The 22,167-nt window shown below is 38.3% G+C and carries 19 protein-coding genes and 2 tRNA genes; 10 read left to right on the top strand and 11 right to left on the bottom strand.

The window, feature by feature from the left end; translation table 11 throughout:
- Positions 1-2: 2 nt before the first annotated feature.
- From CJ305_RS18395 to CJ305_RS18385, 3 genes are all read right to left on the bottom strand, one after another.
- Positions 3-1,202: a hypothetical protein gene (locus tag CJ305_RS18395; protein ID WP_099647735.1), complete on the bottom strand. Its 1,200-nt coding sequence runs from the start codon at positions 1,200-1,202 to the stop codon at positions 3-5.
- The gene (locus CJ305_RS18390) at positions 1,199-3,076 is read right to left on the bottom strand and encodes a hypothetical protein (protein ID WP_099647734.1); all 1,878 of its coding nucleotides are present in this window, start codon (positions 3,074-3,076) and stop codon (positions 1,199-1,201) included. Before CJ305_RS18390 ends, CJ305_RS18395 begins: the two co-directional genes overlap by 4 nt.
- Positions 3,077-3,349: 273 nt before the next feature.
- Complete coding sequence (locus tag CJ305_RS18385) at positions 3,350-3,766, bottom strand: helix-turn-helix domain-containing protein (protein ID WP_099647733.1); 417 nt, start codon at positions 3,764-3,766, stop codon at positions 3,350-3,352.
- 235 nt (positions 3,767-4,001) lie between these two features.
- Between CJ305_RS18385 and CJ305_RS18380 the strand changes: the two genes are divergently transcribed.
- Genes CJ305_RS18380 through CJ305_RS18365 form a run of 4 tightly spaced genes read left to right on the top strand, consistent with a single transcriptional unit; the run spans position 4,002 to position 5,942 of the window.
- Complete coding sequence (locus CJ305_RS18380) at positions 4,002-4,877, top strand: hypothetical protein (RefSeq protein ID WP_143469418.1); 876 nt, start codon at positions 4,002-4,004, stop codon at positions 4,875-4,877.
- A 25-nt stretch (positions 4,878-4,902) separates the two neighbouring features.
- The gene (locus CJ305_RS18375; RefSeq protein ID WP_223248930.1) at positions 4,903-5,274 is read left to right on the top strand and encodes a hypothetical protein; all 372 of its coding nucleotides are present in this window, start codon (positions 4,903-4,905) and stop codon (positions 5,272-5,274) included.
- Complete coding sequence (locus CJ305_RS18370) at positions 5,252-5,581, top strand: hypothetical protein (protein ID WP_099647730.1); 330 nt, start codon at positions 5,252-5,254, stop codon at positions 5,579-5,581. Before CJ305_RS18375 ends, CJ305_RS18370 begins: the two co-directional genes overlap by 23 nt.
- 31 nt (positions 5,582-5,612) lie before the next feature.
- Entirely contained in the window at positions 5,613-5,942 is a 330-nt protein-coding gene (locus CJ305_RS18365; protein WP_099647729.1) for a hypothetical protein, read from the top strand.
- A gap of 670 nt (positions 5,943-6,612) precedes the next feature.
- Here the strand turns inward: CJ305_RS18365 and CJ305_RS18360 are convergent.
- The 6 genes from CJ305_RS18360 to CJ305_RS18335 all read right to left on the bottom strand — a co-directional run bounded on the left by CJ305_RS18360 (position 6,613) and on the right by CJ305_RS18335 (position 14,213).
- Complete coding sequence (locus CJ305_RS18360) at positions 6,613-9,255, bottom strand: carboxypeptidase-like regulatory domain-containing protein (RefSeq protein WP_223248929.1); 2,643 nt, start codon at positions 9,253-9,255, stop codon at positions 6,613-6,615.
- A gap of 23 nt (positions 9,256-9,278) precedes the next feature.
- Positions 9,279-10,079, bottom strand: coding sequence for a GLPGLI family protein (locus CJ305_RS18355; RefSeq protein WP_099647728.1), 801 nt, complete (start codon positions 10,077-10,079; stop codon positions 9,279-9,281).
- 293 nt (positions 10,080-10,372) lie between these two features.
- The gene (locus CJ305_RS18350; protein WP_099647727.1) at positions 10,373-11,620 is read right to left on the bottom strand and encodes a site-specific integrase; all 1,248 of its coding nucleotides are present in this window, start codon (positions 11,618-11,620) and stop codon (positions 10,373-10,375) included.
- 217 nt (positions 11,621-11,837) lie between these two features.
- Positions 11,838-11,912, bottom strand: a tRNA-Pro gene (locus CJ305_RS18345).
- Between the two features lie 31 nt (positions 11,913-11,943).
- Positions 11,944-12,027, bottom strand: a tRNA-Ser gene (locus CJ305_RS18340).
- Positions 12,028-12,167: 140 nt separating this feature from the next.
- Positions 12,168-14,213 (bottom strand): HD family phosphohydrolase, encoded by a 2,046-nt coding sequence (locus CJ305_RS18335; RefSeq protein ID WP_099647726.1) that lies wholly within the window; start codon positions 14,211-14,213, stop codon positions 12,168-12,170.
- A gap of 256 nt (positions 14,214-14,469) precedes the next feature.
- Here CJ305_RS18335 and CJ305_RS18330 point away from each other — a divergent pair, with 256 nt between their 5' ends.
- Positions 14,470-15,645 (top strand): acetyl-CoA C-acyltransferase, encoded by a 1,176-nt coding sequence (locus tag CJ305_RS18330; RefSeq protein ID WP_099647725.1) that lies wholly within the window; start codon positions 14,470-14,472, stop codon positions 15,643-15,645.
- A gap of 168 nt (positions 15,646-15,813) precedes the next feature.
- Complete coding sequence (locus CJ305_RS18325; RefSeq protein ID WP_099647724.1) at positions 15,814-16,563, top strand: C40 family peptidase; 750 nt, start codon at positions 15,814-15,816, stop codon at positions 16,561-16,563.
- Positions 16,564-16,651: 88 nt separating this feature from the next.
- On the opposite strand, the gene CJ305_RS18320 is transcribed toward CJ305_RS18325, so the two are convergent.
- Positions 16,652-17,812: a THUMP domain-containing class I SAM-dependent RNA methyltransferase gene (locus CJ305_RS18320; protein ID WP_099647723.1), complete on the bottom strand. Its 1,161-nt coding sequence runs from the start codon at positions 17,810-17,812 to the stop codon at positions 16,652-16,654.
- A gap of 75 nt (positions 17,813-17,887) precedes the next feature.
- Here CJ305_RS18320 and CJ305_RS18315 point away from each other — a divergent pair, with 75 nt between their 5' ends.
- Together CJ305_RS18315 and CJ305_RS18310 are read left to right on the top strand one after the other, a co-directional pair.
- Positions 17,888-18,556, top strand: a complete 669-nt coding sequence (locus CJ305_RS18315; protein ID WP_099647722.1) for a ZIP family metal transporter — start codon at positions 17,888-17,890, stop codon at positions 18,554-18,556.
- A gap of 1 nt (position 18,557) precedes the next feature.
- Positions 18,558-18,986, top strand: a complete 429-nt coding sequence (locus tag CJ305_RS18310) for a DUF4268 domain-containing protein (RefSeq protein ID WP_099647721.1) — start codon at positions 18,558-18,560, stop codon at positions 18,984-18,986.
- Here CJ305_RS18310 and trhA read toward each other — a convergent pair.
- Complete coding sequence (gene trhA, locus CJ305_RS18305; protein WP_099647720.1) at positions 18,983-19,618, bottom strand: PAQR family membrane homeostasis protein TrhA; 636 nt, start codon at positions 19,616-19,618, stop codon at positions 18,983-18,985. The genes CJ305_RS18310 and trhA overlap by 4 nt on opposite strands.
- Before the next feature lie 179 nt (positions 19,619-19,797).
- On the opposite strand from trhA, the gene CJ305_RS18300 reads away from it, so the two are divergent.
- Positions 19,798-20,604: a 3-keto-disaccharide hydrolase gene (locus CJ305_RS18300; protein WP_099647736.1), complete on the top strand. Its 807-nt coding sequence runs from the start codon at positions 19,798-19,800 to the stop codon at positions 20,602-20,604.
- Positions 20,604-22,076: a Gfo/Idh/MocA family protein gene (locus CJ305_RS18295; protein ID WP_099647719.1), complete on the top strand. Its 1,473-nt coding sequence runs from the start codon at positions 20,604-20,606 to the stop codon at positions 22,074-22,076. Before CJ305_RS18300 ends, CJ305_RS18295 begins: the two co-directional genes overlap by 1 nt.
- Positions 22,077-22,167: the final 91 nt, after the last annotated feature.

The raw sequence follows: 22,167 nt of genomic DNA, 5'->3' as shown, positions 1-22,167 counted from the left end.
TTTTAGTTACACACTTTATGAGATAGTGCTTTTTGTAAGTAGTTTGTTGCACTAGTTTTATCATCGAGAGTTATATAAATAGTTAGAATATCAACAATTGGTATTGAATTTATATCTATCAACGGTCGCGATGAAACATTATTCGCATTTATGACAGCCGAAAGCATTTTCTTTATATTTTCTTGCTCTCCTTCGTTCGATAAATTTATATTCAAGAAGAAAGTAAGATATTCTAAATAATCAAATGTTCGTTTTGTATAGCCGATTTCTTCATAGGTACCCGAATTCTCATAGGATAAACCATCTTGAATGCTAGCAATCGATAAAGTTCGTTTGAAATATTCAGACAAAACAGACAAGTAAAAGTTCAAAACCTCATCAAAGTATGTTTTTATCTTTTTGTCATTTTCCAAGTTATTTTTTAATACCCAATACCAAAACCTCAAAACTAAATGTGTCAGGTAGCGTTTTGCTATATCGAGATTATTATACTCTTTTGACTCTGTATAAATGATAAAAGAAACGAGTTTTAAGGTTTGAAATAGTAATTTCCATTCTCTTTTTTTCTTATTCCAACCTTCCCATTTATTCTTACTGAATAAATCTTCTAATAATCGTTTAAAATCTTCTGAAATGTGATTTGAAGCATTCAAATTCAATAAAACCTTATTGAAAGTTTTGGTAGTTTCCTGGTCTGTTAAAAGATAAGCCCCAAATAAGTTGTCCGTAAATTTCTTAGATAATATTGAAATATTCCATTCTTCAAATTCAATGCCTTTACTAATAAATTCTTTTTGAGATAAATCATTTAATAAGTTTCTAATTTTTTCATTTACCATTCCATTGTATACAAGTATCACTTTAATAGGCAACTTATCAAAATCTTTATAATTAGTGCTAAAATTCTTATCAGCAGTCATTTTAAGAGTGTCTCTAACTCCATTACCATTTATAAACCAGTTTTTATTATCTATATCTCCGGCCTTCAACTCAAAATAAAATCTCTTTTTAATATTGTCATTTGAATCTTTTTTTACTGCAACAATGTCCTTCCCGTATTGCGAAAATCCTTTATACTCTTGTGGAGTGGAAAGTATTTCAAAATCTAAGACTTGTAATAATTGAGTGAAAATTGTATCTAACTCGTTGTCTTCCTTTAAGGATTCTAAATATGATTTAACTATGAGTGGATTTATATTCATTTTGATACATTAAGCTTATGTTCAAAAAGGTCTGGGTTTAAATAGCTATCGCCATCTATTTGAATTTTACTCTCAATCCGATTTAACGGAGTAATTTCTCCTTCTCTTATCATCCAAGAGTTACCCCTAACGATAATTGTATTTTTAGCCATTTGCATAAATGTACCTTGATTTATTGATCGCATCATTTTTGCTTGAGCTTCACGCTTCAGTCTGTGATACAAGTCCATTAAATGTCTTTCATTTTGAAAAGGATTTAAATCATCAATAGATTCTTTCAATTCTTTGAGTTTTTCATAATCATCCAATGCATTTTTAATCGGCTCTAGAAAATCTTTATCTTCTTTGCCATTCCCTAACATATCTTTTATTTGCTCATATAGACTTTGGTGATATGTCTTAAAAACTTTAAAGGCTAAGTTTTTCTGTAGATGATTTCTTACATCATTAAATTTTGAGTTTCTTAAAGGCAATATTAATGGTAGCAGCTTATCGAAAGAATGCGGGTGTCTACAAATACTGTCAATAGCGGTAACTTGATGTTCAACCTTCTTCAATTTTGTTAAATCCACTTGAAAGATTCCCAAGTACGCAGTAAAAATTGTTTTTACGCCTAATACTCCTAAAGTATTACCATGTTTAAATAAATCGAGTATTAGCTTCTCTGTTTCATCTTGATTAGTATTCCAGAAATGCCTTATCCCATTCTCAAAGAGTTCCATAGAAAATCGATAGTCGGGTTTTGCATTGTAAAATCTCATCATAATATCAAACACATAAGCAGGATCATGAAAACTATAACTAAAAAAGTCCTTTATTACGATGAAGTTTTTTGTTTTATTAAGATAAATATGCAGTAGGTCGTATTTCTCTTTTTCATAGCCATTAAGAAAATATATATCACGAAAAACTTGTTCTAAAATTTCATTTTCTCCATTTTTCAAAAACTCCTGCCAATATTTAAAAGCGCTTTCTTTAATATTTTTAGTTGAATTTCTATTTTTTATGATGTTGCTAAGTAAAAGGGATTGTTGTCTTGCCAATAAGATATCTTGATAGGCTAATTCTCCTAGTTGTGTAAAAGACTCATCAACGTCTTCTGCATTTTTAAAGTTAATCCTGCTTAGAATATGCAAAAATAGGATGTTATCTTTTCCCTTTATAGTATAGATTTGTTTCAGAATTGATGTTTCTCCCTCATTGTACAGACCTATTAATAGCTCAGAGAGCATTTCTAAATTTTCGATTTTTTGATTGGCATATTTTAATAATTCTTTGCTTTTTGTAAGGTCTTTACTAGGCAGTTTACACAGTCCTTTCCTTACGCTATAGTTTCTTTGATTATCATTCCATAACCTCAGAAAAATTTCAAAAAATTCCTCTTCAGAATAATCGTAATGAATTAAGTAATTAAAAAATACTTCTTCAAGATAGGCCAATGAATAGCCTCTTTTCTCCGCATCGATGTTCAGAATAAAAGACTTTACATCAACGCCCCGATTATATAGAGTTAAAAGCACATAGCCTCTTAACCCCATAATAAGTGTACTAAACGAGTTTATTACTCTCTCACAATCGTATTCCTTTTTTAGTAAATCCTCAAAATCATCTATAAACTTGAAAGCCTTACTTACATCCTTAGGTAAGGATGTTTTAAGTTTATTTTCTGCCACTTCAAGTACAACCTTTTGTAGGTTAATCGAGTCCTTCTCAAATTCTAAATCGTTCTTGTTTTCCTTTACCTCATACAATATTCCTTTGCTTATCAAGAGTCCATGTTGAGGTATTTCTTTTTTAGAGTACTGTAGTTTTTGAGCTTTGAGATATAATTTAACGAAGTTATAAATTACTTCATGTTCTGTATAATGCTTCATTTTAAACTGTCAATAAGTTAAAGGGATTTTGGAAGGTTAATAATCAAATCCGTAGTTGCTTACTCTTCTAATAATCATCTGAAAATAATAACTCTTGTCATCTTCCTTCCAAATATTCCAAGCTTAATACAATATATAAATTTAAAAATCAACAAATTAACCTGATTCGGAATCTAGTACAACACTGTAATATTGATAAACTTCTAAAATAGAGCATAAAAAAACCTCAATTTTTTTAAATGAGGTTTCTGTATTGAGAGAATGAAATATAATCTATTTCTTCTTAAGCAACTCTTCCAAATAAGCTACCTTATCTTTCTTTGCCTGAACTAAACGCTCGTATAGCTTTTTATTCTCCTCATAAGATTCAACAAGTTTATCAATGGGATTAAAAGTACAATTGTAAGCAGCAAAAGTACCTTGGCTATTACTAAAGCTATTGTCATTGAAATTGTTGAAGAAATTTATAACCCTTTCTTCAGAAAAGTTTTCTATCGCCTCTTTAGTAACTCCCAAAACCTGCGCCACCCGTTCCAGTTTTTCATCATCCACCGTTTCACTTTTTTCAAGAGTAGACACACTTTGTTGGCTAATGCCTAATTCTTCAGCAAGGGTTTCCTGCTTCATCCCGCGCAGTTCTCGGATGCGGGCAATTTTACGGCCTATATGATTGGGTTTGGTGGTAGTCATCTGCTTTATTTTTTGTTAGTACACTTAAGTTCTGCCTTTTTGGTGCCGGTAAAATACAAGTTTATACAGGTAATTCACAATCCGCGTTAGTAGGGTACGCGTCATCTCCGCTATACTTTTAAAGGATAACAGAAACCTGAAACACTCAGAGCTAATCAAAAGTAAGGCTTTTCTTTTAAAAGTTTTAGTAAATGAAATTCAGCCGGAGTTTAGTTAATCCTTTAATCGCCAGCCTATGAAAACACCAGCCAGCACCAGACCCGAAATCCATAAAGTAATAGCTGTCGTCAGCAGCTTATGCAGAGTGCATAAGGTGTATCTGATCAGGCACCTCCAGGTTACAACGACTCACGAGTCTGCCACTAGATTATCCAAAACCAGAAAACCGCGTTCCCACTATGTGCTAACAATGCTTATCATAAGCCACGATCAGGTTTCTGACCCAAGAATATTTATGAATGAGGTATTTAATAAGACTCAGGAACAGATTACCCTCTATTCCATTCATTACATTCTCAAGGAAGCCAACAATAAAATCAACTACGGCTGCAATTTCTTAAACCGGGTACTCAGGGAGGGCACTTTGCTCTATAGCGAAGACAACCGGCTTGAATTATCAGGCTCTTACCTCTGCCATCCCGATGTGTTTCGCGAAATCAAAATGCATTGGGATAAAAGGCTGGAACACGCACTGTACTTTGAGGAAAAATCTACAATCTGTGAAGAAAACCCGAGCAATCAGGGAAGATACCTGCTGTTACAACAGGCCATTCAACAAGCCTGCCTGGGATTGATTTATGTCTTTTGGGAATATCAGCCCACCTATTATTCCCTTCCCTATTTATTGCACCTCTGTGAGCAGTTTTCAGAAGTTCCAAAGATCATCTACCCTAAAAAATCCTTTCGATCTCAATTGATGTATTCCCGTCTTTGTCACGCCCACTATAACCTAAACGAAAAGATACAGGAAGATCCTTCTGAGTCAGACTCCCTAAAAGCGGAACATCTTACCTATAAATTTATTCAGGCCGCTCGAAGAGAGGCCGATAAAAAGCTTGAGGAACTGAAAAAACTGCACCACCTAAAAACAAGTGATGATGAAAACCAATAAGATCAATAAACAAAAACTTAAATGTTTGAGCAAAATAGCCAATTCCCCTTGCGGTTTAAAGAAGGAGCAAAATGCCCGGCATACTTTCAGCACTGCGACGATTCCTTTTGACGATCATACCGATTACCTCTCGAAAGTAACAGCATTACTTGAAGTCTGCGTTCTTGCTCTGGACGGTCAGGGAAGTTTTCATTCTAAAACACTCAATCATCAGGACCTTGACACCTGTGTAAAAACGGTATTAGAAATGGCTATAGAAATGATGCCACATGATGATATGTTTAAATACCAACAAATCCTGGCTATTCTCGAAGAAGATACTGAAGGGAGTCACTTTCCTGATAAACTCAAAAAACTACTTAAATCGAATGCTGATGAAAAAGAAGAAAATGCTTAAACGCCTTAAACAGGTAGGTGAAAACCACCTGAGAAAGCTGAGACCACACCCCCACTTTAGGCATCATCAACAAATTTGCTTCCCCGTTCAGAATCATCTGCATCTGATGTTCTTGATAGAAGACCTCATTAAAGTGAGCGTAATGGCTCTAAATGGTATAGAACGCGGAGGTGATCGCCCTCTAAAAGAACCCGAACGCAGTATTTCAGAAGTAATGAAGCACGCCCTAGACCTTCTTCCCCTTGAAGAAGCGGAGTTTATTGATAAAATCAACGAAATCTTAAATCAGCAGACTACAAAAGACTAGTTCTGAAGTTGCAACATTAAAATCAAGAACTATGGAAACCAAGAAACTTTTAGATCAGCTCCTGGAGCTTAAAAGGAGACATATCGAATTAATTAATGATTCCCGGAACATAAACTACACCTGTGGCCTGGCTACCAATTACTCGGAACTCATGCATCGGATTGCCGATCTACTTAAAACTTCAAAAAAAGCTTTGGAAGGTATGCACGCCGTTCCTGAAACCAATCCAACGGAAATCGAATACAATGTAGCCGATGTTATAGGGATTGCTATTAAACTGCTTCCATTTTCCGAAATGCAGTTTCTAGATGAAACAATAGAGTTATTAAGTGAAGAATCATCAACGCATACAAAACGCTAAACCATTTACTTATTTCATCTTGAGCAAATCCTTTTTTGCTCAATTGAAATAGCATCGTAGATCAAAACGCATACGGAATTTTGGTGTTTCATTTACTTCCTCCAGAGCCGTCGCAATACCTTTTTTGATAGTTTTCACCTTCGGGATTTTAAATTAGAAGAGGGCTATAAATAGGAAGGCAGAGCCGACCGGTTTATGCGCCCGACTAATTTAGAATCCTGTACTTTTGCTATCCTAAAAGGTATGCTGTCGGAAGTGTATTAAAAAGAAACTAAATCAGGAAAGTAAAAGATTGTCATTCTAAGTTAGGATGCCCGGCGAACTCAGGCCAAAAAATGGCTAACACGTAGTCATACTAAAACCCTGACATTTTTGGCCTGTGTTCAAGACCTTCTGGACGAACCTCTTTCCCCGAAGCCCCGTGCAGGGGAATGTGGTGAGGACTACCTAAATTATCCTTCTTTACCCCTATCTAAATAGGATATGTCGCAAAAATCAGCCTGTTTATAGGGCTTAAAAGCACATTTGTCGCAAATTGTTCAAAATCCAGCAGAAAAACAAACCATAAACCACTGAAATAAAATGAGTTACATTCCCGTAACATCGCGCAGCGTGTTACCCTCTTGCTACTCATTTTATATTCGCTACGCTACTAAAAATGATTACTTTTTTAAAACGAAAATCTTAAAGTCGCTAACAATTGAGATGGTCTTAATCGATAACTACTTTGTACGTAGTAATATTGATTATTATAGGCATTAATAAACTCATCGGTATTCAAAATATTTCGCCAGCTAATATTTAGATCCATTTTTGGTTTTTGAAAAGTAAACTGATAGCCTAAATTCATAAAATAATTATTCCCATTCTCAGAAAGGGAATTCCCATAATATTCGCCACTTACATTTAAATATTGATTCTCTTTAAGGTAAAAATAAAGATCGACCGTGTGTTGTTGTGTTTCTATTTTTTGAAAATCACGTTCTCCAAACCCAGAGGTATACGTTACAACAGTACCAGAATAATTAGCATTTAACCAATTCGAAAGTTCGGCATCTACACTCCCTCGTAGCGTGAAACTTCGAGTATTTAGCTCCGTCAGGGTATTATTTAAAAGCTGTTGCTGTTTTGATAAATTATAAGAAGTATTCAGTTTAAATGTAGTCTTTAGTTTTCTGAAATATTTACTTCCATCTGCACTAAACTTATGAGTATCAAAACTATTATCGCGAGCTACAGCTTCTAAAAGTGTTGTCCCGTTCTCACCTATACTAGAGCTATACAATAAGTTTTTTTCTGTATAACTATAGGAATAAGAAGCGTTTAAAAATAATTGCTTTAACGGATTCCGATAGCTTAGACCTCCATTATAATTTTGCCGTGTTTCTTCAGAAATTGGTGCGTTGTACCGATTTAAATTTCGATAGCCATTGAGTAAAAAGCCGTAATATAATTGCTGAAGTTCCCCAAAATCATATACTAATCCTGCTGAAGCCTGTGCGTCCCAAAATGCTGAAAGCTTCTTCTTTGCATAAAAATACGGTTCAAAAACCAGTCTATCTAACTCTCTGGCTTCTTCAAAATTCTCGTCCTCCAGCCGAAAACTTTTAAATTGAAGCGGCGTACTTAAACTTAAATTCCAGGTTTCATCCTTACTTTTAAAACTGAAAGCGTTTTTAAAATAGACCGAAGACTCTACAAATTCGGTTCTGTTTTTAAAATCAATATCTAAAACCTCTTCCCCATTTTCCAGAAAAATATCGGTGTCTAATTGCTGATTCTGGAATGAAAATCCAAATTTTGGAGATATGGTAAATTTGCCGAGCGCCTTGGTAATGCCTGCTGAATTATGAGTATACATTTTCCTTGATGAGACCATTTGCTGAATTTCCTCATATGAATTACCATCATTAAAAATAGCTTCAAATGGCCCTGGTTGCACCCGTAAATCCTGATTGGTTTCTGTAAAACCGTTATTAGAATTGAAAGTGATCAATTGTTTTCCAACAGTTTTAAGCAGGCGTAGATCATTTTTAATTCCGAAGAACGGATTATCCAACTGTTGTTTTATTTGTGAGTTGGAACGATCGATCAAGCCGCGATTGGCATTCCAAAATCCATTAAATTCTAATTGATTTTTCAGATAATTTTTATCGGCATTGTTCTCTAAAGTTAGTTCTCCCTCTAACTTGTTTACAAAGATATCGTTATTGGTATTTTCGATCAAATCGATTGTATCAGTAGGCGTAAAATAACGAGTTTGTGTGCTTCCGTCCTGCTGCTGATAATCATTGAGATAAGAAATATTCAGTTTTAAATCCAAATCTTCTTTTATGCGCTGCAAGATGTTTGCTGAGGCTAAATGTACATTATTATCCAACCAACGTTCCGCAGAAAATGGTGGCTGTGATACATTCTGAACTGAAAGCCAATCGGTTTTATCGATATCAAAGTTTTCCCCAGAATTAATCGAAAAATTGCGGATATCGCCTGAAACGTCACGCCCGGTGTTATTGCTTTGGTAACTAACGATCGCCTGTCTGCTTTTTGTAAAGATCATAGGAGTAACATTTGTTTCCCAAAGCAAAGGCAAAGCTCCGAGCCCTGCCGTCATCGTTCCGCTTACAGTTACATCTTTTTTAAGCTTGATATTTATCGAAGCGCGTTCAGAAAACTCTAAACTATCCAAAACTTTTACCGGCTGATGATTTTCCAGGATCTCGACTCTAGAAACCGAATTGGCAGAAAGATTATTATTTGCCAGATTATAACGACCTCCTAACAGGTCCAAACCTTCGATATAATACTTTTGAATAGGCTCATTTTTATAAAAGATCTGTCCGTTTGGTCGAATATCTATTCCTGGTAATTTCTTTAAAATATCAGCAATCACCCGATCATTTTTATCCTTAAATGCGGCTACAGAAAAACTAAGGGTGTCGCCACGTTGTTGCAAAATTTCAGATTTAACGAGCACCTCTTTCAAAGATTCAGAAGAAGGCGAAAGGATAACTTCCAAGGTCTGTGACTTATTCTGAATCGTTTTTTTAAACGTTTCAAAACCCAGATATGAAACTTTTAAAAGAAGAGAATCACTTTCATTTTTTAGAACTAATTTAAATTTTCCATTTGCATCTGAAATAGCATAAGCCAATATCGAAGAAACAGAATCTTTACTAACCATCACAGTTGCACCACTAAGCTTTTCTTTTTGATCGTTGAAAGTCTGCCCCGAGATTTGCGTTTGAGAATAGCCAGCCAAACTAAAGAAAAGCAATATCAGAAAGGGATATATATGTTTAGAACTATTCAATATTTTTTGATTAATAATGATTTTTATTGCTGAAGTTCAATTGGATTATTTCGCTTCTTGTACTTACTAGTGAGTTCTTTTTTTTGTCTAGCTTCATCTTCTTCGCTCCAACCGAATTTTATACCTGCCTTTTGCATGGTACCAATAGGATCACGATTATAATCGTCTCGAACCTGATCAAGTTCTTGTTGAGAAACAGTTTTGTAATTATCAAAATTCAGTGATTTGTTCACCGGTGTTTTTAATTCCTGAAATCCCGTTAATCTAAAATGATACTGATTTTTCAGGTCTGAAATTTCTACAATGAGTCCTGGTAAACCACTAAATTTATATGGCCCATCCAAAAATGGTAATTCAGGAGCAAACCAAGCAACATAATTTCTACCGGCAAAAGAACCTGTAGCCTTTTGAACGCTAAACCCTAATATCTCCTTATTCTCTGGCTGAATTTCCCAATCGATTATTTTTAAATCTTGTGTATATTTCAATTCATACTGGAATATCTTCTCGGCTAAAATAAGTTCATTGTCCTGGTAATCTTTAAAGATCGTGTATTTAAAATCAGTCATTTGATTGTACTCATCCATCCTCATCATTACAGGATCTATCATATTCTCTAAAGAATCTTTAACCGCCTGACCCAAGCTGGAATATCGAGAGTGTCCCTCTCCTAAATAAAGTACGCCTGTTTCAGATTTAATGGAATTCCTATCGGTTGAATCTACCTGATATTCCAAACGGTATGAGGCTTTATAGGAATAAGAGTTTTGCGCTTGTAAATTCCCTAAACTGAATAAAAGCAATACAAGTATAAGTTTTCTCATTTCTGTAGCTTTTAGGATTATTCTTTTCTCATTATCTTTAATAGTCTTCTTAACTGATCTCCTAGTGTTTAATCGAGACTTTTAAAACTAGAGAATTTCAAGCTTATAAATGCTCAATATCAGATAGATTATTTCTTTATATAAGGTTCTAAATTAGCAAACTCCCATATCTTAAAAATTAAACTAATGGAAAATGTGATACGGGTTTTTAAAGCCTGTCGTAAGAAGGTTTCTACGGATTCAGAGTTCAACATCTTATAGAAAAAGTCTTTTATGATATAAAACATCTAATTCTATTTAACTTCTTGTTGCAGCCCTCTTGTCCTGATCATCTGATCCAATCTTCCCATATCCTTACTAAGCTTATCTTCCATAACCCTCGCATAAATCTGAGTAGTAGATAACTTGGTGTGTCCTAAAACTTTAGAAACGGTTTCAATGGGAACGCCATTGGACAGCATAACCACCGTAGCGAAGGTGTGCCGGGCAGAGTGAAAGGTGATTTTCTTTCGAACTCCAATAGCCAGCATGATATCCTTTAAATACTTATTCATTTTCTGATTAGAGATCACTGGAAAGACCGCATTTGAATCCTCTAAAATATTATGCCCTCTATATTTCTTTAGAATCGTATTTGCAGAGTGCAACAAAGGTATTTTTACTGACTGCTGGGTTTTCTCGCGCTTAGTATAAATCCAATCTTTACCGTCCATTCCCTTGACCAATTGATCTGTGGTCAGTTCTTTTAAATCTATATACGATAAACCGGAATAGCAAGAAAACAAAAACAGGTCTTTCACCCGTTCGAGCGATGCACTTTTGAAAAAGGTCTCTTCCAGTTTATGCAATTCGCGTTCCGTTAAAAACTGGCGGTCATTCTTCTCAAATTTAAAAGAATAACTGTGGAATGGATTTTTAACCAACCATTCCAGTTTAATAGCTAAGTTCAGGAGCTTTTTAAAGCGTTCTAAGTGCTTCATCGTTCCATTTGGCCCACAGGGCTTCTGCCCTTTTTTGGGTTTAACCTTACGCAGGAAATCTTCAAATTCGGTTATGAATTGATAATTGATTTGCTTTAAGTATATGTTGTCGGTTTTCTTTATTTCTTTTAAGAACCTGGAAAGGTATTCCGCTGTAGTATAATAGTTCTTAAGCGTACCCCATTTGAGAACCCCTTGCATTTTGTTATTGTGATAGTCAATGATATCCAACAGCGTCATATGATCCTCGTCAAAACCTAAATAATAAGCTTTGATTCGATCTGCTGTAATGAGTGAGTCTTTATCCAAAAGCTTTTTATGGGCATCCAGCAACTTGGAGTAAACCTGGTCTAAATAACTGTTTAAATTTCTTGCTTTTGCTGTGGTTCCCCGGACTCTTCCCTTAGAAGTGTCCCAATTATTCACTGAAGTTTTTCTTTTTAAGCTCATTTCTGAGCATTTTCCATCTACGGTTATCCGGGCGTAAATAGATAATTCCGGTTTGTTCCGATTTAATTTTCTAGTGAAGAATAATACGGAAAAGGTAGTAAAATCAGGCATTTCGAGCGTCTTTTAATGAAACATTAGTTTTTCAAAGACGAGAGTCAAACCTTTCAAAATGTCCTTCTAAGATAGTGAATCGAGCTTAAAAAAGTATTCACCGAATCATTCACTAAACTGCTTGGTATCAAACCCTATCAATTGATAGGGTATAAAATAAAAAAGCCTGTAAATCAATAGATTAACAGGCTTTTAGTTTCCACTTGTATGTGGTTCGTCGGGGTGGCAGGATTCGAACCTGCGACCTCCTGCTCCCAAAGCAGGCGCGATAACCGGGCTACGCTACACCCCGATTGAATTTCGGTTATCTTTTCAATTTGTTGCGGAGAGACAGGGACTCGAACCCTGGCGACGGTTACCCGTCGACAGATTAGCAATCTGCTCCGTTACCACTCCGGCACCTCTCCTAAGAACTAGCGTCTCTGTCTCAAAACGCGGGTGCAAATATATATTTAAACTTTTGATCAACCAAAGCTTTTTGGGGTATTTTGAAGAGAAATTTTAATTTTTATTCTAACTGATTGATTCTAAGAATTCCGCTAAAAAACTATTCCGGGTATTCAATACGCAAATGATAAATATTATTAAGCTTTAGCTTTAAAACCTTCTTGATTGTCTGAATTTCTTTAAAGGTAATATTGGCATTTAAAAATTGATTTTCGTCCATCTGTTTGTTGATGATTTTCTCTACAAACGAGTCAATCAGGACCGAAGTAGGGTTTTTAAGACTCTTACTGGCCGCCTCCACGCTATCAGACATCATCAATATCGCTGTTTCCTTACTAAAGGGTAAAGGTCCCGGATACTTAAAGTCTTCTATATTTACTTCGCCGTCCTGCTCCTGTGCTTTTTTGTAGAAGTAATAGACCGTACTCGTACCGTGGTGCGTGCGTATAAAATCGATAACGCGATCAGGCAGGTTATTCTTTCGGGCGATTTCAATACCGTTTAGAACGTGATCAATGATGATACGAGCGCTTTCATCAGGCGATAAATCCTCGTGCGTATTGATTCCGGTGGACTGGTTTTCGGTAAAATCAGTAGGGTTGACCATTTTACCTATATCGTGATACAAGGCTCCTACCCTAACCAACATCGAGTTTGCGCCGATTTCATTAGCTGCTGCTTCCGCCAGATTAGCCACATTCAAACTGTGGTGAAAGGTGCCCGGCGCTTTGTTTGCCAACTCTTTCAGCAATTTGGAGTTCGTATCGGTAAGCTCTAGTAACGACAAATCACTAACAAGGCCAAAAATCTTTTCGTAAGCATAAATAAGTGGCTGCACAAACAAGGTTGCGAGTCCGGTAATGATAAACATACTGAAGGTTTCCCACTCGAGATTATCAATAGTTCCCTCGTGAATGATGTGAAAGGCGAAATAACCCAGAATATAAATAAACGTAATCTGGCCTACCGAAATAAAGAGGTTTGCCCGCTTATACAATTCGGAAACTGTAAGAATGGTCACAATCCCGGCAATCACTTGCAGAAACATGTATTCTGAAGTGTTGGGCACAATAAACCCAAGCAGTAAAATCGCAATCACGTGAGTAAATAAACCCAGACGGGCATCAAAAAATGCCTTAATCACCAGCGGAAGAATACACAGCGGTACCACATAAACATAATTCGCATCGTATTTTACGATAAGCGTGGTGAATAACACCATCAGGATGATGTTGAAAAATATAAAAGTGACTTTGGTATTGTTTTCAAATACCTGTTCCCGGTAATTGCGTATAAACAATAATAACATGGAAAGCGCTACCGAAACCAGAAGCACGTAACCAAAGACCACCCAATTGTATTTGCTGGCTGTCCAGGTTTGCGACTCGTACTCAGCCTGCAGGGATTTTAATACCTGATAGGTCTTTTGCTCAACGATCTCGCCTTTGGCTACGATACGGCTGCCTTTATTGACCACACCTTTAGTAGGTGCTATCTTACTGAGTTCGGCGTTGAGCTCTTTGGTAGTTAGCTTTTCGTCATAAAACACATTGGGCTGTACGATGTCGTAAAACAACTCCTTAAACCGGTTTACAGCCTGAACGTAAGGCCCATTAACCAGCCTTCGGTTGATAAGTGTTGTGATCTCGTCTGTGGTGTTCAGGTTTTCAATAGACGTTTCTTCGATCTCGTTGCCCCGTCTTAGATAGATTTTACGTCCGTCTTCAAAGGCTGTCAAATCGCTGATGACTCCGTATTTATAGATGTCATCTAAAATCTGATGTCCAAAAGATTTAAGCTCTTTTTGACGGTTTTTAAAAATTGAATCGGTAAAGACTGAAGCAAACTGATTCTCATAAGCCGCCTTAGCCTCATTGGCGATATCCTGATCGTAGTTGAAATAGGGAATAATATTATCACGAGCTTCTGCACGTTCCACCTCAAGCTGCTCGTCGCTTTTTAAAATAGCAAAATCTACCGGCGCATAAAGATTGTCATACTGCCAGGGTTTATTTTGCTGAAAATCAAACTGAAACTTACCGCTTTTAGGAAACAAATACACAATGAGAATGGTACTGGCAATACACAGCAGCACCTTGTAAATAGAACCTTGATTTTTGTAAAAACGGTTTAATAGGTCACTCATAAAAAGACTCTGGGAGCAGGCAAATTAGTTTAATTCGGTCAGATATGTTCAGAATGCGGCAAATTATGCCTTCGGTTAAAAGAAATGCTTTCTTTTAAATTGAAGCATCTCACTTGATATCCTGCATCATAGCTTCGCGCCCCGTAAAAATACTAAATAAAGGGCTTTCCGCTAAAGACTAAAGCCTTGCTAAAATATAACGTTTTCGTAAGGTATTCTTTAAATTTGCAGAACACTAAAATTAAGACACACTATTATGCAAAAGGAAATTGTTATTGTCTCTGCGGTACGCACGCCTATAGGTAGTTTTTTAGGAAGCTTATCTTCACTGACTGCCGTTCAACTGGGCGTCGCTGCTGTTAAAGGGGCTTTAGATAAAATAAATCTCGATCCGAAATTGGTCAATGAAGTCTTTATGGGCAATGTGGTTCAGGCCGGTGTAGGTCAGGCTCCGGCACGGCAGGTGGCTCTGGGAGCAGGAATCCCCGACACAGTGCCCTGTACCACGGTAAATAAAGTTTGCGCTTCGGGTATGAAAGCGGTCATGCTTGCTGCACAATCTGTTGCGCTGGGCGATAATGAGATTGTCATCGCAGGCGGAATGGAGAGTATGAGTCAGATTCCGCACTACGTGCAGATGCGTAACGGAACTAAATTTGGCCCTGCCACACTGGTTGACGGGATGCAGAAAGACGGTTTGGTAGACGCCTATGACGGAAACGCTATGGGGGTTTGTGCCGATTTGTGTGCCAAAGAATATGAGTTCTCCAGAGAAGATCAGGATGCTTTTGCAATGGAGAGTTATAAGCGTTCTGCCGCTGCCTGGGAAGCCGGAAAGTTTGACGACGAGGTTATCCCTGTTGAAGTACCTCAAAGACGTGGGGAGCCTCTTATCGTTAAGGAAGATGAAGAGTTTAAAAATGTGCGTATGGACAAAATTGCCAGTCTACGCCCTGCCTTCTCTAAAGATGGAACCGTAACAGCTGCCAATGCATCTACCATAAACGATGGTGCAGGGGCTGTAATTGTGATGAGCAAAGCAAAAGCAGACGAACTGGGTCTGGAAGTGCTTTGTACCATTAAAAGTTATGCCGATGCCGCAACAGAGCCGAAGTGGTTTACCACCGCTCCTTCTAAAGCTTTACCTAAAGCCCTCGATAAAGCCGGAATCGCTCAGGATGAAGTGGATTATTTCGAATTTAACGAGGCCTTCTCGGTTGTGGGTCTTGCCAATATGAAAATTCTGGACCTTGATGCCTCAAAAGTGAATGTCAATGGAGGCGCTGTATCGCTTGGACATCCTTTAGGATGTAGCGGGGTGCGTATTTTAATAACACTTATCAACGTCCTGAAACAGAATAATGCTAAGCTGGGAGCTGCTGCGATTTGCAATGGTGGCGGCGGTGCTTCGGCAATGGTGATTAGCAGATAAATTGAGCTTACAGGGCAAATGTTAATAATCTATTTGGTACAGAAAAATCATTTGAATTACTTTTACTCACGAAGTGAGCTTCACTAAAAGAAGACGCTTTCGATTTTTGTTCAATGAAATGCTTCGCGTAATGATACGAAGTTGTTTACCAAAATTTGAATCAGCCTGATGAATTATGGCATTTGCCCTTTAAGTATTGTACCTATGCGTCTGGAACCCTCAGACGCCGGCGAAATGGTAAATCAGGTGCTTTATGGCGAACACTTTAAAGTGCTCGAAATCCGTAAAAAATGGAGCCGCATTCGCTTAGCTCACGATAAGTATGAGGGCTGGATAGACAACAAACAGTTTAAAGAAATCACCGAAGAAGATTATTTTGCAGCAGATGAGCGCACGCCCGTTTTAGCTACCGATTTGCTACAAATGGCTACTTCTTCAGACAATCACGTCTTGAGCATTCCGCTTGGCGCACAACTGGCCAATTTAGATCTTACCGGCGATCAGTATGAAGGCAATACCATTTCCGAAAAAAAAGACAAGAGCGCTTTTGTAAATACGGCACTTCTGTATTTGAAAAGTCCGTATTTATGGGGTGGCCGCACGCCTTTTGGCATCGACTGTAGTGGTTTTACCCAAATGGTCTACCGCCTTAACGGGCACGCTTTATTTCGTGATGCGTCACAACAGGCCGCACAGGGCGAACCTTTAAGCTTTATTGAAGAATGTGAACCGGGAGATTTAGCTTTTTTTGATAATGATGAGGGCAGAATTGTACACGTGGGAATCATGTTACAAGACAATCACATCATTCATGCACACGGCGAAGTACGCATCGACCGCATTGACCATACAGGCATCTACAATGCCGAAAAACGAACGCATACCCATAAGCTTCGGGTAATTAAAAAGGTGGTCTAGAGTTTATATTTCGTATTTCGTATTTCGTATTTCGTATTTCGTATTTCGTATTTCGTATTTCGTATTTCGTATTTCGTATTTCTAAAAACTAATCGTTTTGGTATTTCGCTTTTTTAGAACCCGCGTAGATATCGTATTTCACCAGGCGCGACTCCAGCGAACCGTTGTACAACTTAATTTTTCGGGAAGTGCGCAGGCCAACGTGCTTTAAAGACTCCAGGTTTGAAGTGATAAACCAGGCTTCGGTGTCCTTGTAGTTTTGCTTCAGGGTATCTCCTATATTTTTGTAGAATTCCTCCATCTCTACCGGAATCCGTTCGCCATATGGCGGATTGAAAACCATATGCAAATGACGCTCCTTCTCTTTTTCCGTCTTGAAGAAATCGGCTTTTTCTATCGTAATGAATTCATTCAACCCGGCGTTATTGATGTTTTCCTTTGCTTTTTCAATAACCGAAGCATCCAGGTCATAACCCTTTATCGTAAAATGAAACTCACGAATTTTCTTCAACGCAGCAGCTTCTATAACATCAAACAAATCAGGATCCCAATCATGCCAGTTTTCAAAACCAAATTGTCTTCGGTTTAAATTAGGCGGAATATTGCAGGCGATCATAGCTGCCTCGATGAGCATAGTTCCACTCCCACACATCGGGTCCATAAAATCGCTGTGCCCTTTCCAGCCGGCGAGCATCAAACAGCCCGCTGCCAGCACTTCATTTATAGGGGCAATATTGGTAGACAAACGATAGCCGCGTTGATGTAAAGACACACCACTACTATCCAGAGAAAGCGTGCAGCGGTTCTCCCGTATGTGCACGTCTATACTTAAGTCCGGGAACTTTAAATCTACGTCAGGTCGGTCGCCCGTTTGCTCTCTAAATTGATCAACCACCGCATCTTTGGCCTTTTGAGCCACAAAAAGCGAATGGGTAAACTGCTCGCCACTGATGGTTGCATTCACCGCAAACGTATCGTTAACGCGCATATACTGGCTCCAGTCGATACTTTTAACAGCTGCATAAAGTGCGTTTTCATCTTTGATCACAAAAGATTTTAGTGGCTTTAAAATCTTAATCGCAGTTCTGCAGCATAAATTAGCCTTATACATAAAGCCTTTATCGCCTGTAAAACTAACGCTCCGGGTGCCTATTGTTATATCGCCGGCGCCCAATTCACGCAATTCCTGAGCTAATAATTCTTCAAAACCAAACAAGGTTTTGGCCAGCATTTTAAAGTTGCCTTCCATCCTAAAAATTTAGATTGCAAAAATAGGTTAATTTTACCGGCTTAGTACGACTAACGACGCCTAGCCATTTAGAATATGATTTTTAGTTTACCTGTAGCCGCCGTTCTGGTAGGATTTCTTATTGCTTATTTTATAAAACCCGCAATCAACAATGCCGTAAAATTATTGCTCTCCTTTAGCGGTGCATTTTTGTTATCGATAACCATTTTTGAGTTTTTGCCCGAGTTGTATGCTTCCGGCTCAAAAAATACCGGCCTGTTTATTATGGGCGGATTGCTGCTGCAAATTTTACTGGAATTTCTTTCCCGTGGTGCGGAACACGGCCACTTACATCTGGATAACGAAAGACGTCAAATTCCGTGGTTGCTACTCATAAGTCTGTGCATACATTCGGCTTTTGAAGGCTTTCCATTGGCCGAAAATCAGGATCTTGTTTACGGAATCGTAATTCACAAGATACCCATTGCAATCATCATCTGTTCCTTTCTACTGGTCTCAAACATCAGCCGCATTCAGGTATTGGTATTCCTACTGATCTTTGCCTTAATGACTCCGCTAGGCAGTTTTCTGGGACAATTAGACATTTGGTCACCTGTCATAAAAAGCAATATCAACGCGTTGGTGGTAGGTATTTTACTGCACGTTTCAACCACAATTCTTTTTGAGTCTTCAAAAAACCATCAGTTTAATGCGAGTAAATTTGGTGTAATTCTCTTAGGAATTGGTTTAGCTTACATCCTGTAATATGTTTAGCAAAGAAGAATCGAAACAAATACGTCAGGATTTCTGGATCTTTTTCGGAAAACGCTATCCGCGAAAATGGTTGCTTTACGATACCAAGGTTAAAGAAATCAATCTCAAATTCAGTTTTGACAACCAAAAAGCTCAGGTTTCTTTCGATATTGAAACACACGATGAACTCATTCGCGAGTACTATTTTGAGAAATTTGAAAGCCTGAAAAACCTCCTGAAAGCTGAAATATCCGAAGATGTCAGTTTAAAACAAAACTATTTGCGCAGCAGTGGCAAGATCATTTCAAGAATTTATGTGGAAAAAACCGGAGTGAATATTCATAACAAAACGCACTGGCCGGAAGTCTTTGACTTTTTCAACGAACATATGCAGAAGTTTGAATTGTTCTGGTACGAGTATCAGGATTTTATCACAGCCTAAATCACATCGGTCAGGATAAACAGGAAGTGACAAATACTGCCTCCCAATACAAAGAGGTGCCAGATAAAGTGATTGAAGGGAATTTTCCGGATCACATAAAAAACAATGCCCAGCGTATAAAACGCACCGCCCAGCATTAAAAGCTGAATGCCCTGCTCTGAAGAAACAGCTATCAGATTATCCCAATCCAGTACGATCAACCATCCCATGGCCAGATACAAAATCAGCGAAAGCGCTTCAAAACGCCCGGTAAAGAATAGCTTTAAGATCGTCCCTAAAGCAGCAATACCCCATACCGTCCAGAAAATAATCCACCCATTACCATCGGCTAAAGATATAAGTGCTACCGGGGTATAGGTCCCTGCGATCAGGAAATAAATACTGATATGATCTATTTTTCTAAAAATCTGTTTCCACGAAACGTGCGCAAGCAGATGATACACGGTAGATGCGATATACAGAATAAGAATCGAAGCTCCGTAAAATAAAATGCTTAAGGTGCTGTAATCAGACTTGTAGTGATCTTCTGTCAACAGTAAATAAAGTCCGAATATTCCCATCAAAACCCCGATGCCGTGCGATAAGGCATTCCAAAATTCTTCTTCTTTCCAATTTAGATTGAGATGCTGCATAAAGAGGCAAGTTAATTAAAATAGATGTTTGCTCAGATTTTATCTCGTTTCAAAGCGAAGTCTAATCAGGTAGTAGGTTTTTAGTAACGAAACTTTCAAAAGTCTTCGGGATGTCTATTCTTGTTTTTAGTATTTTTAATAAAGCTCTTGAAATAAATAACCTGTCAATTTCTAATTCCATGATTCCAACCAAAACTTCACCTCTTATCAAATCGCTCCTGCTAAGCATTTTAGTGTTGAGCAGTGTTTCCTGTAAAAATAAAACGGAACAAGCGCAGGAAGAAATTCCTGTTGAACCTGCAGCTCAGGATTGGACGTATCTTTTTGACGGCTCTTCGCTCGAAGGCTGGCGGGGTTATGGCATGGATTCACTTCCGCCGGGCTGGACGGTCAAAGACAGTGTGCTTACGTTTGATACGGAATTAGGCCTTGAACAAAATTATGAAGGGGGAAAAGACATCATCTACGGAGCTAAAGAGTTTGACAATTTTGAACTGTATCTGGAATGGAAAATCCCGGAAGGCGGAAACAGCGGCATCTTTTACCATGTGAAAGAAGGCTATTCGGGTCCACCCGAAGTTGCTCCCGAATATCAGCTTATAGACGATGAGAACTATGCCAAAATACATGATCTCACGAGCTACAACTCCCAATTTGGAGCAGCACATCCTGAAGAATTACAGGACTGGCAGAGTACGGGAGCAGATTATGCGATGCACACACCAGACCTATCTAAAAAACAGCTCAATCCTGCGGGAGAATGGAATACCACCAAAATAGTCTTTACCCCCGAAAAAGTGGAACATTGGCTCAATGGTGAAAAAATTCTTGAATTTGTTCCCTGGTCTGAAGAATGGCAGCAAAAAAAACAATCGGGTAAGTGGGACAATGCGCCTGATTATGGCAAATTTAAAACGGGTAATATTGGGCTCCAGGATCATTCAAGCCCTATTTGGTTTAGAAATATTAAAATCAAAAGCTTATAATGGCAGCACAATACAATAAAAGAAGAGATTTCCTGAAGAAAAGTGGCATTGGCGCTTTAGGGCTGATGACCTCCGGAACCATACTGGCTAAAGAAGCACAAGCCAACACCAAAGAATATGGCTTAAAAAATCAGGATGAAATTGTACGTACGGCGCATATAGGCGTTGGCGGTATGGGTGCCGAAGATTTGAAGGCTATGGCTTCGCATCCTCAGGTCGTTGTAAAAGCCCTTTGTGATGTGGACGCGATCAATTTAGCTGTAGCCCATAAAAATCATCCTCAAGCCCGAATATTCTTTGACTACCGCGCAATGCTCAAAGAGTTGGGAGACGAGATCGATGCCGTGGTTATTTCGGCTCCAGATCATATTCACGCACCGGCTGCGCTCCTCGCGATGCAAAATAACAAGCCGGTTTACTGCCAAAAACCCCTAACGCACTATGTATCAGAATCCCGTGAAATGCGGCAATTGGCGGCTAACAAAAATCTGGTGACCCAAATGGGTATTCAGGTGCACTCGTTTTACGATTACAAGTTAGCAACCCTTCTCATACAATCGGGAATTATAGGCAAAGTACACACCGTTCACGCCTGGTCTCCCAAAAACTGGGGCTATAACGGACCGGAACCGGAAGGATCAGATCCTGTCCCCCCGCAGCTGGACTGGAATCTGTGGTTAGGCACAGCACAGGAGCGACCATACAAAGAAGGCTTTTATCACCCGGCAAACTGGAGAAAACTGATTGATTACGGCTGCGCGACACTGGGAGATATGGGAGTGCATATTTTCGACACGCCGTACAATGCATTGGCATTAGGCGTTCCTCAAACTATAAAAAATGACTGCCGCCCTCCTAATGATTTCGGCTATCCGGAACAGAATATGGTAACCTATGAGTTTCCAGGTACCAAATACACGACAGAAAGTTTAAAATGGATCTGGTACGATGGTCCGGGTGCACCTTTACTAAATGAAGATTTAATCCTTCCTGACTCCACAAATACGAAGTCTGATTCATCAAAAAATGAAAATCTAAAAGAGAAGACCTCCTTAGATGCCGGTATTGCCGAAAAAGGGCAACTTCCCGAACAGGGAGCCATGTTTGTGGGTGAAAAGGGAAGACTGCTTCTGCCCCACTTTATGCAACTACCTCTTAAAATTGTAAAAGGAAAATATGTCGATATCAGTAAGGAAATAAAAACAATTTCTGAAAAGCATAATTTAGGAACACCTGTACGCGACTATGAAGCCGAAAGCCCAAAGCACTATCACGAATTTATTGATGCCTGTTTAGGTAAAGGTCAACCTTCTGCACCCTTTGATTATGCTGCACGTTTAACCGAAACTATCCTATTAGGCGTCATAGCAGGTCGTTTTCCCAATCAAACCCTGCATTGGGATGCAGAAAACGCGCGTTTCAAAGAAGAAGAGGCAAATAGTTATTTAATGGGAACATACCGAAGTTTCTAAACCCATCCTTCTATCTAATTTTCGATAGACTAGGGTCACTTTTATCAGTGCGTTCCCTTCGGGACAGGCTTTTCGTTTCAATCTTTTAAAC

The organism is Leeuwenhoekiella nanhaiensis, from assembly GCF_002744755.1.
GTDB lineage: Bacteria > Bacteroidota > Bacteroidia > Flavobacteriales > Flavobacteriaceae > Leeuwenhoekiella > Leeuwenhoekiella nanhaiensis.
The sequence above is the reverse complement of the archived record's forward strand: the minus strand, read 5'-3'. Positions and strand labels throughout refer to the sequence as shown.

Coding starts and splice junctions, on each gene's coding strand:
- CJ305_RS18350 (WP_099647727.1), bottom strand. CDS start 11,620: ATGCCTGATTTTACTACCTTTTCCGTATTATTCTTCACTAGAAAATTA.
- CJ305_RS18320 (WP_099647723.1), bottom strand. CDS start 17,812: ATGGAAGGCAACTTTAAAATGCTGGCCAAAACCTTGTTTGGTTTTGAA.
- CJ305_RS18325 (WP_099647724.1), top strand. CDS start 15,814: ATGAATTATGGCATTTGCCCTTTAAGTATTGTACCTATGCGTCTGGAA.
- CJ305_RS18380 (WP_143469418.1), top strand. CDS start 4,002: ATGAAAACACCAGCCAGCACCAGACCCGAAATCCATAAAGTAATAGCT.
- CJ305_RS18300 (WP_099647736.1), top strand. CDS start 19,798: ATGATTCCAACCAAAACTTCACCTCTTATCAAATCGCTCCTGCTAAGC.
- CJ305_RS18310 (WP_099647721.1), top strand. CDS start 18,558: ATGTTTAGCAAAGAAGAATCGAAACAAATACGTCAGGATTTCTGGATC.
- CJ305_RS18395 (WP_099647735.1), bottom strand. CDS start 1,202: ATGAATATAAATCCACTCATAGTTAAATCATATTTAGAATCCTTAAAG.
- CJ305_RS18295 (WP_099647719.1), top strand. CDS start 20,604: ATGGCAGCACAATACAATAAAAGAAGAGATTTCCTGAAGAAAAGTGGC.
- CJ305_RS18365 (WP_099647729.1), top strand. CDS start 5,613: ATGGAAACCAAGAAACTTTTAGATCAGCTCCTGGAGCTTAAAAGGAGA.
- CJ305_RS18390 (WP_099647734.1), bottom strand. CDS start 3,076: ATGAAGCATTATACAGAACATGAAGTAATTTATAACTTCGTTAAATTA.
- CJ305_RS18315 (WP_099647722.1), top strand. CDS start 17,888: ATGATTTTTAGTTTACCTGTAGCCGCCGTTCTGGTAGGATTTCTTATT.
- CJ305_RS18355 (WP_099647728.1), bottom strand. CDS start 10,079: ATGAGAAAACTTATACTTGTATTGCTTTTATTCAGTTTAGGGAATTTA.
- CJ305_RS18385 (WP_099647733.1), bottom strand. CDS start 3,766: ATGACTACCACCAAACCCAATCATATAGGCCGTAAAATTGCCCGCATC.
- CJ305_RS18330 (WP_099647725.1), top strand. CDS start 14,470: ATGCAAAAGGAAATTGTTATTGTCTCTGCGGTACGCACGCCTATAGGT.
- trhA (WP_099647720.1), bottom strand. CDS start 19,618: ATGCAGCATCTCAATCTAAATTGGAAAGAAGAAGAATTTTGGAATGCC.
- CJ305_RS18370 (WP_099647730.1), top strand. CDS start 5,252: ATGAAAAAGAAGAAAATGCTTAAACGCCTTAAACAGGTAGGTGAAAAC.
- CJ305_RS18335 (WP_099647726.1), bottom strand. CDS start 14,213: ATGAGTGACCTATTAAACCGTTTTTACAAAAATCAAGGTTCTATTTAC.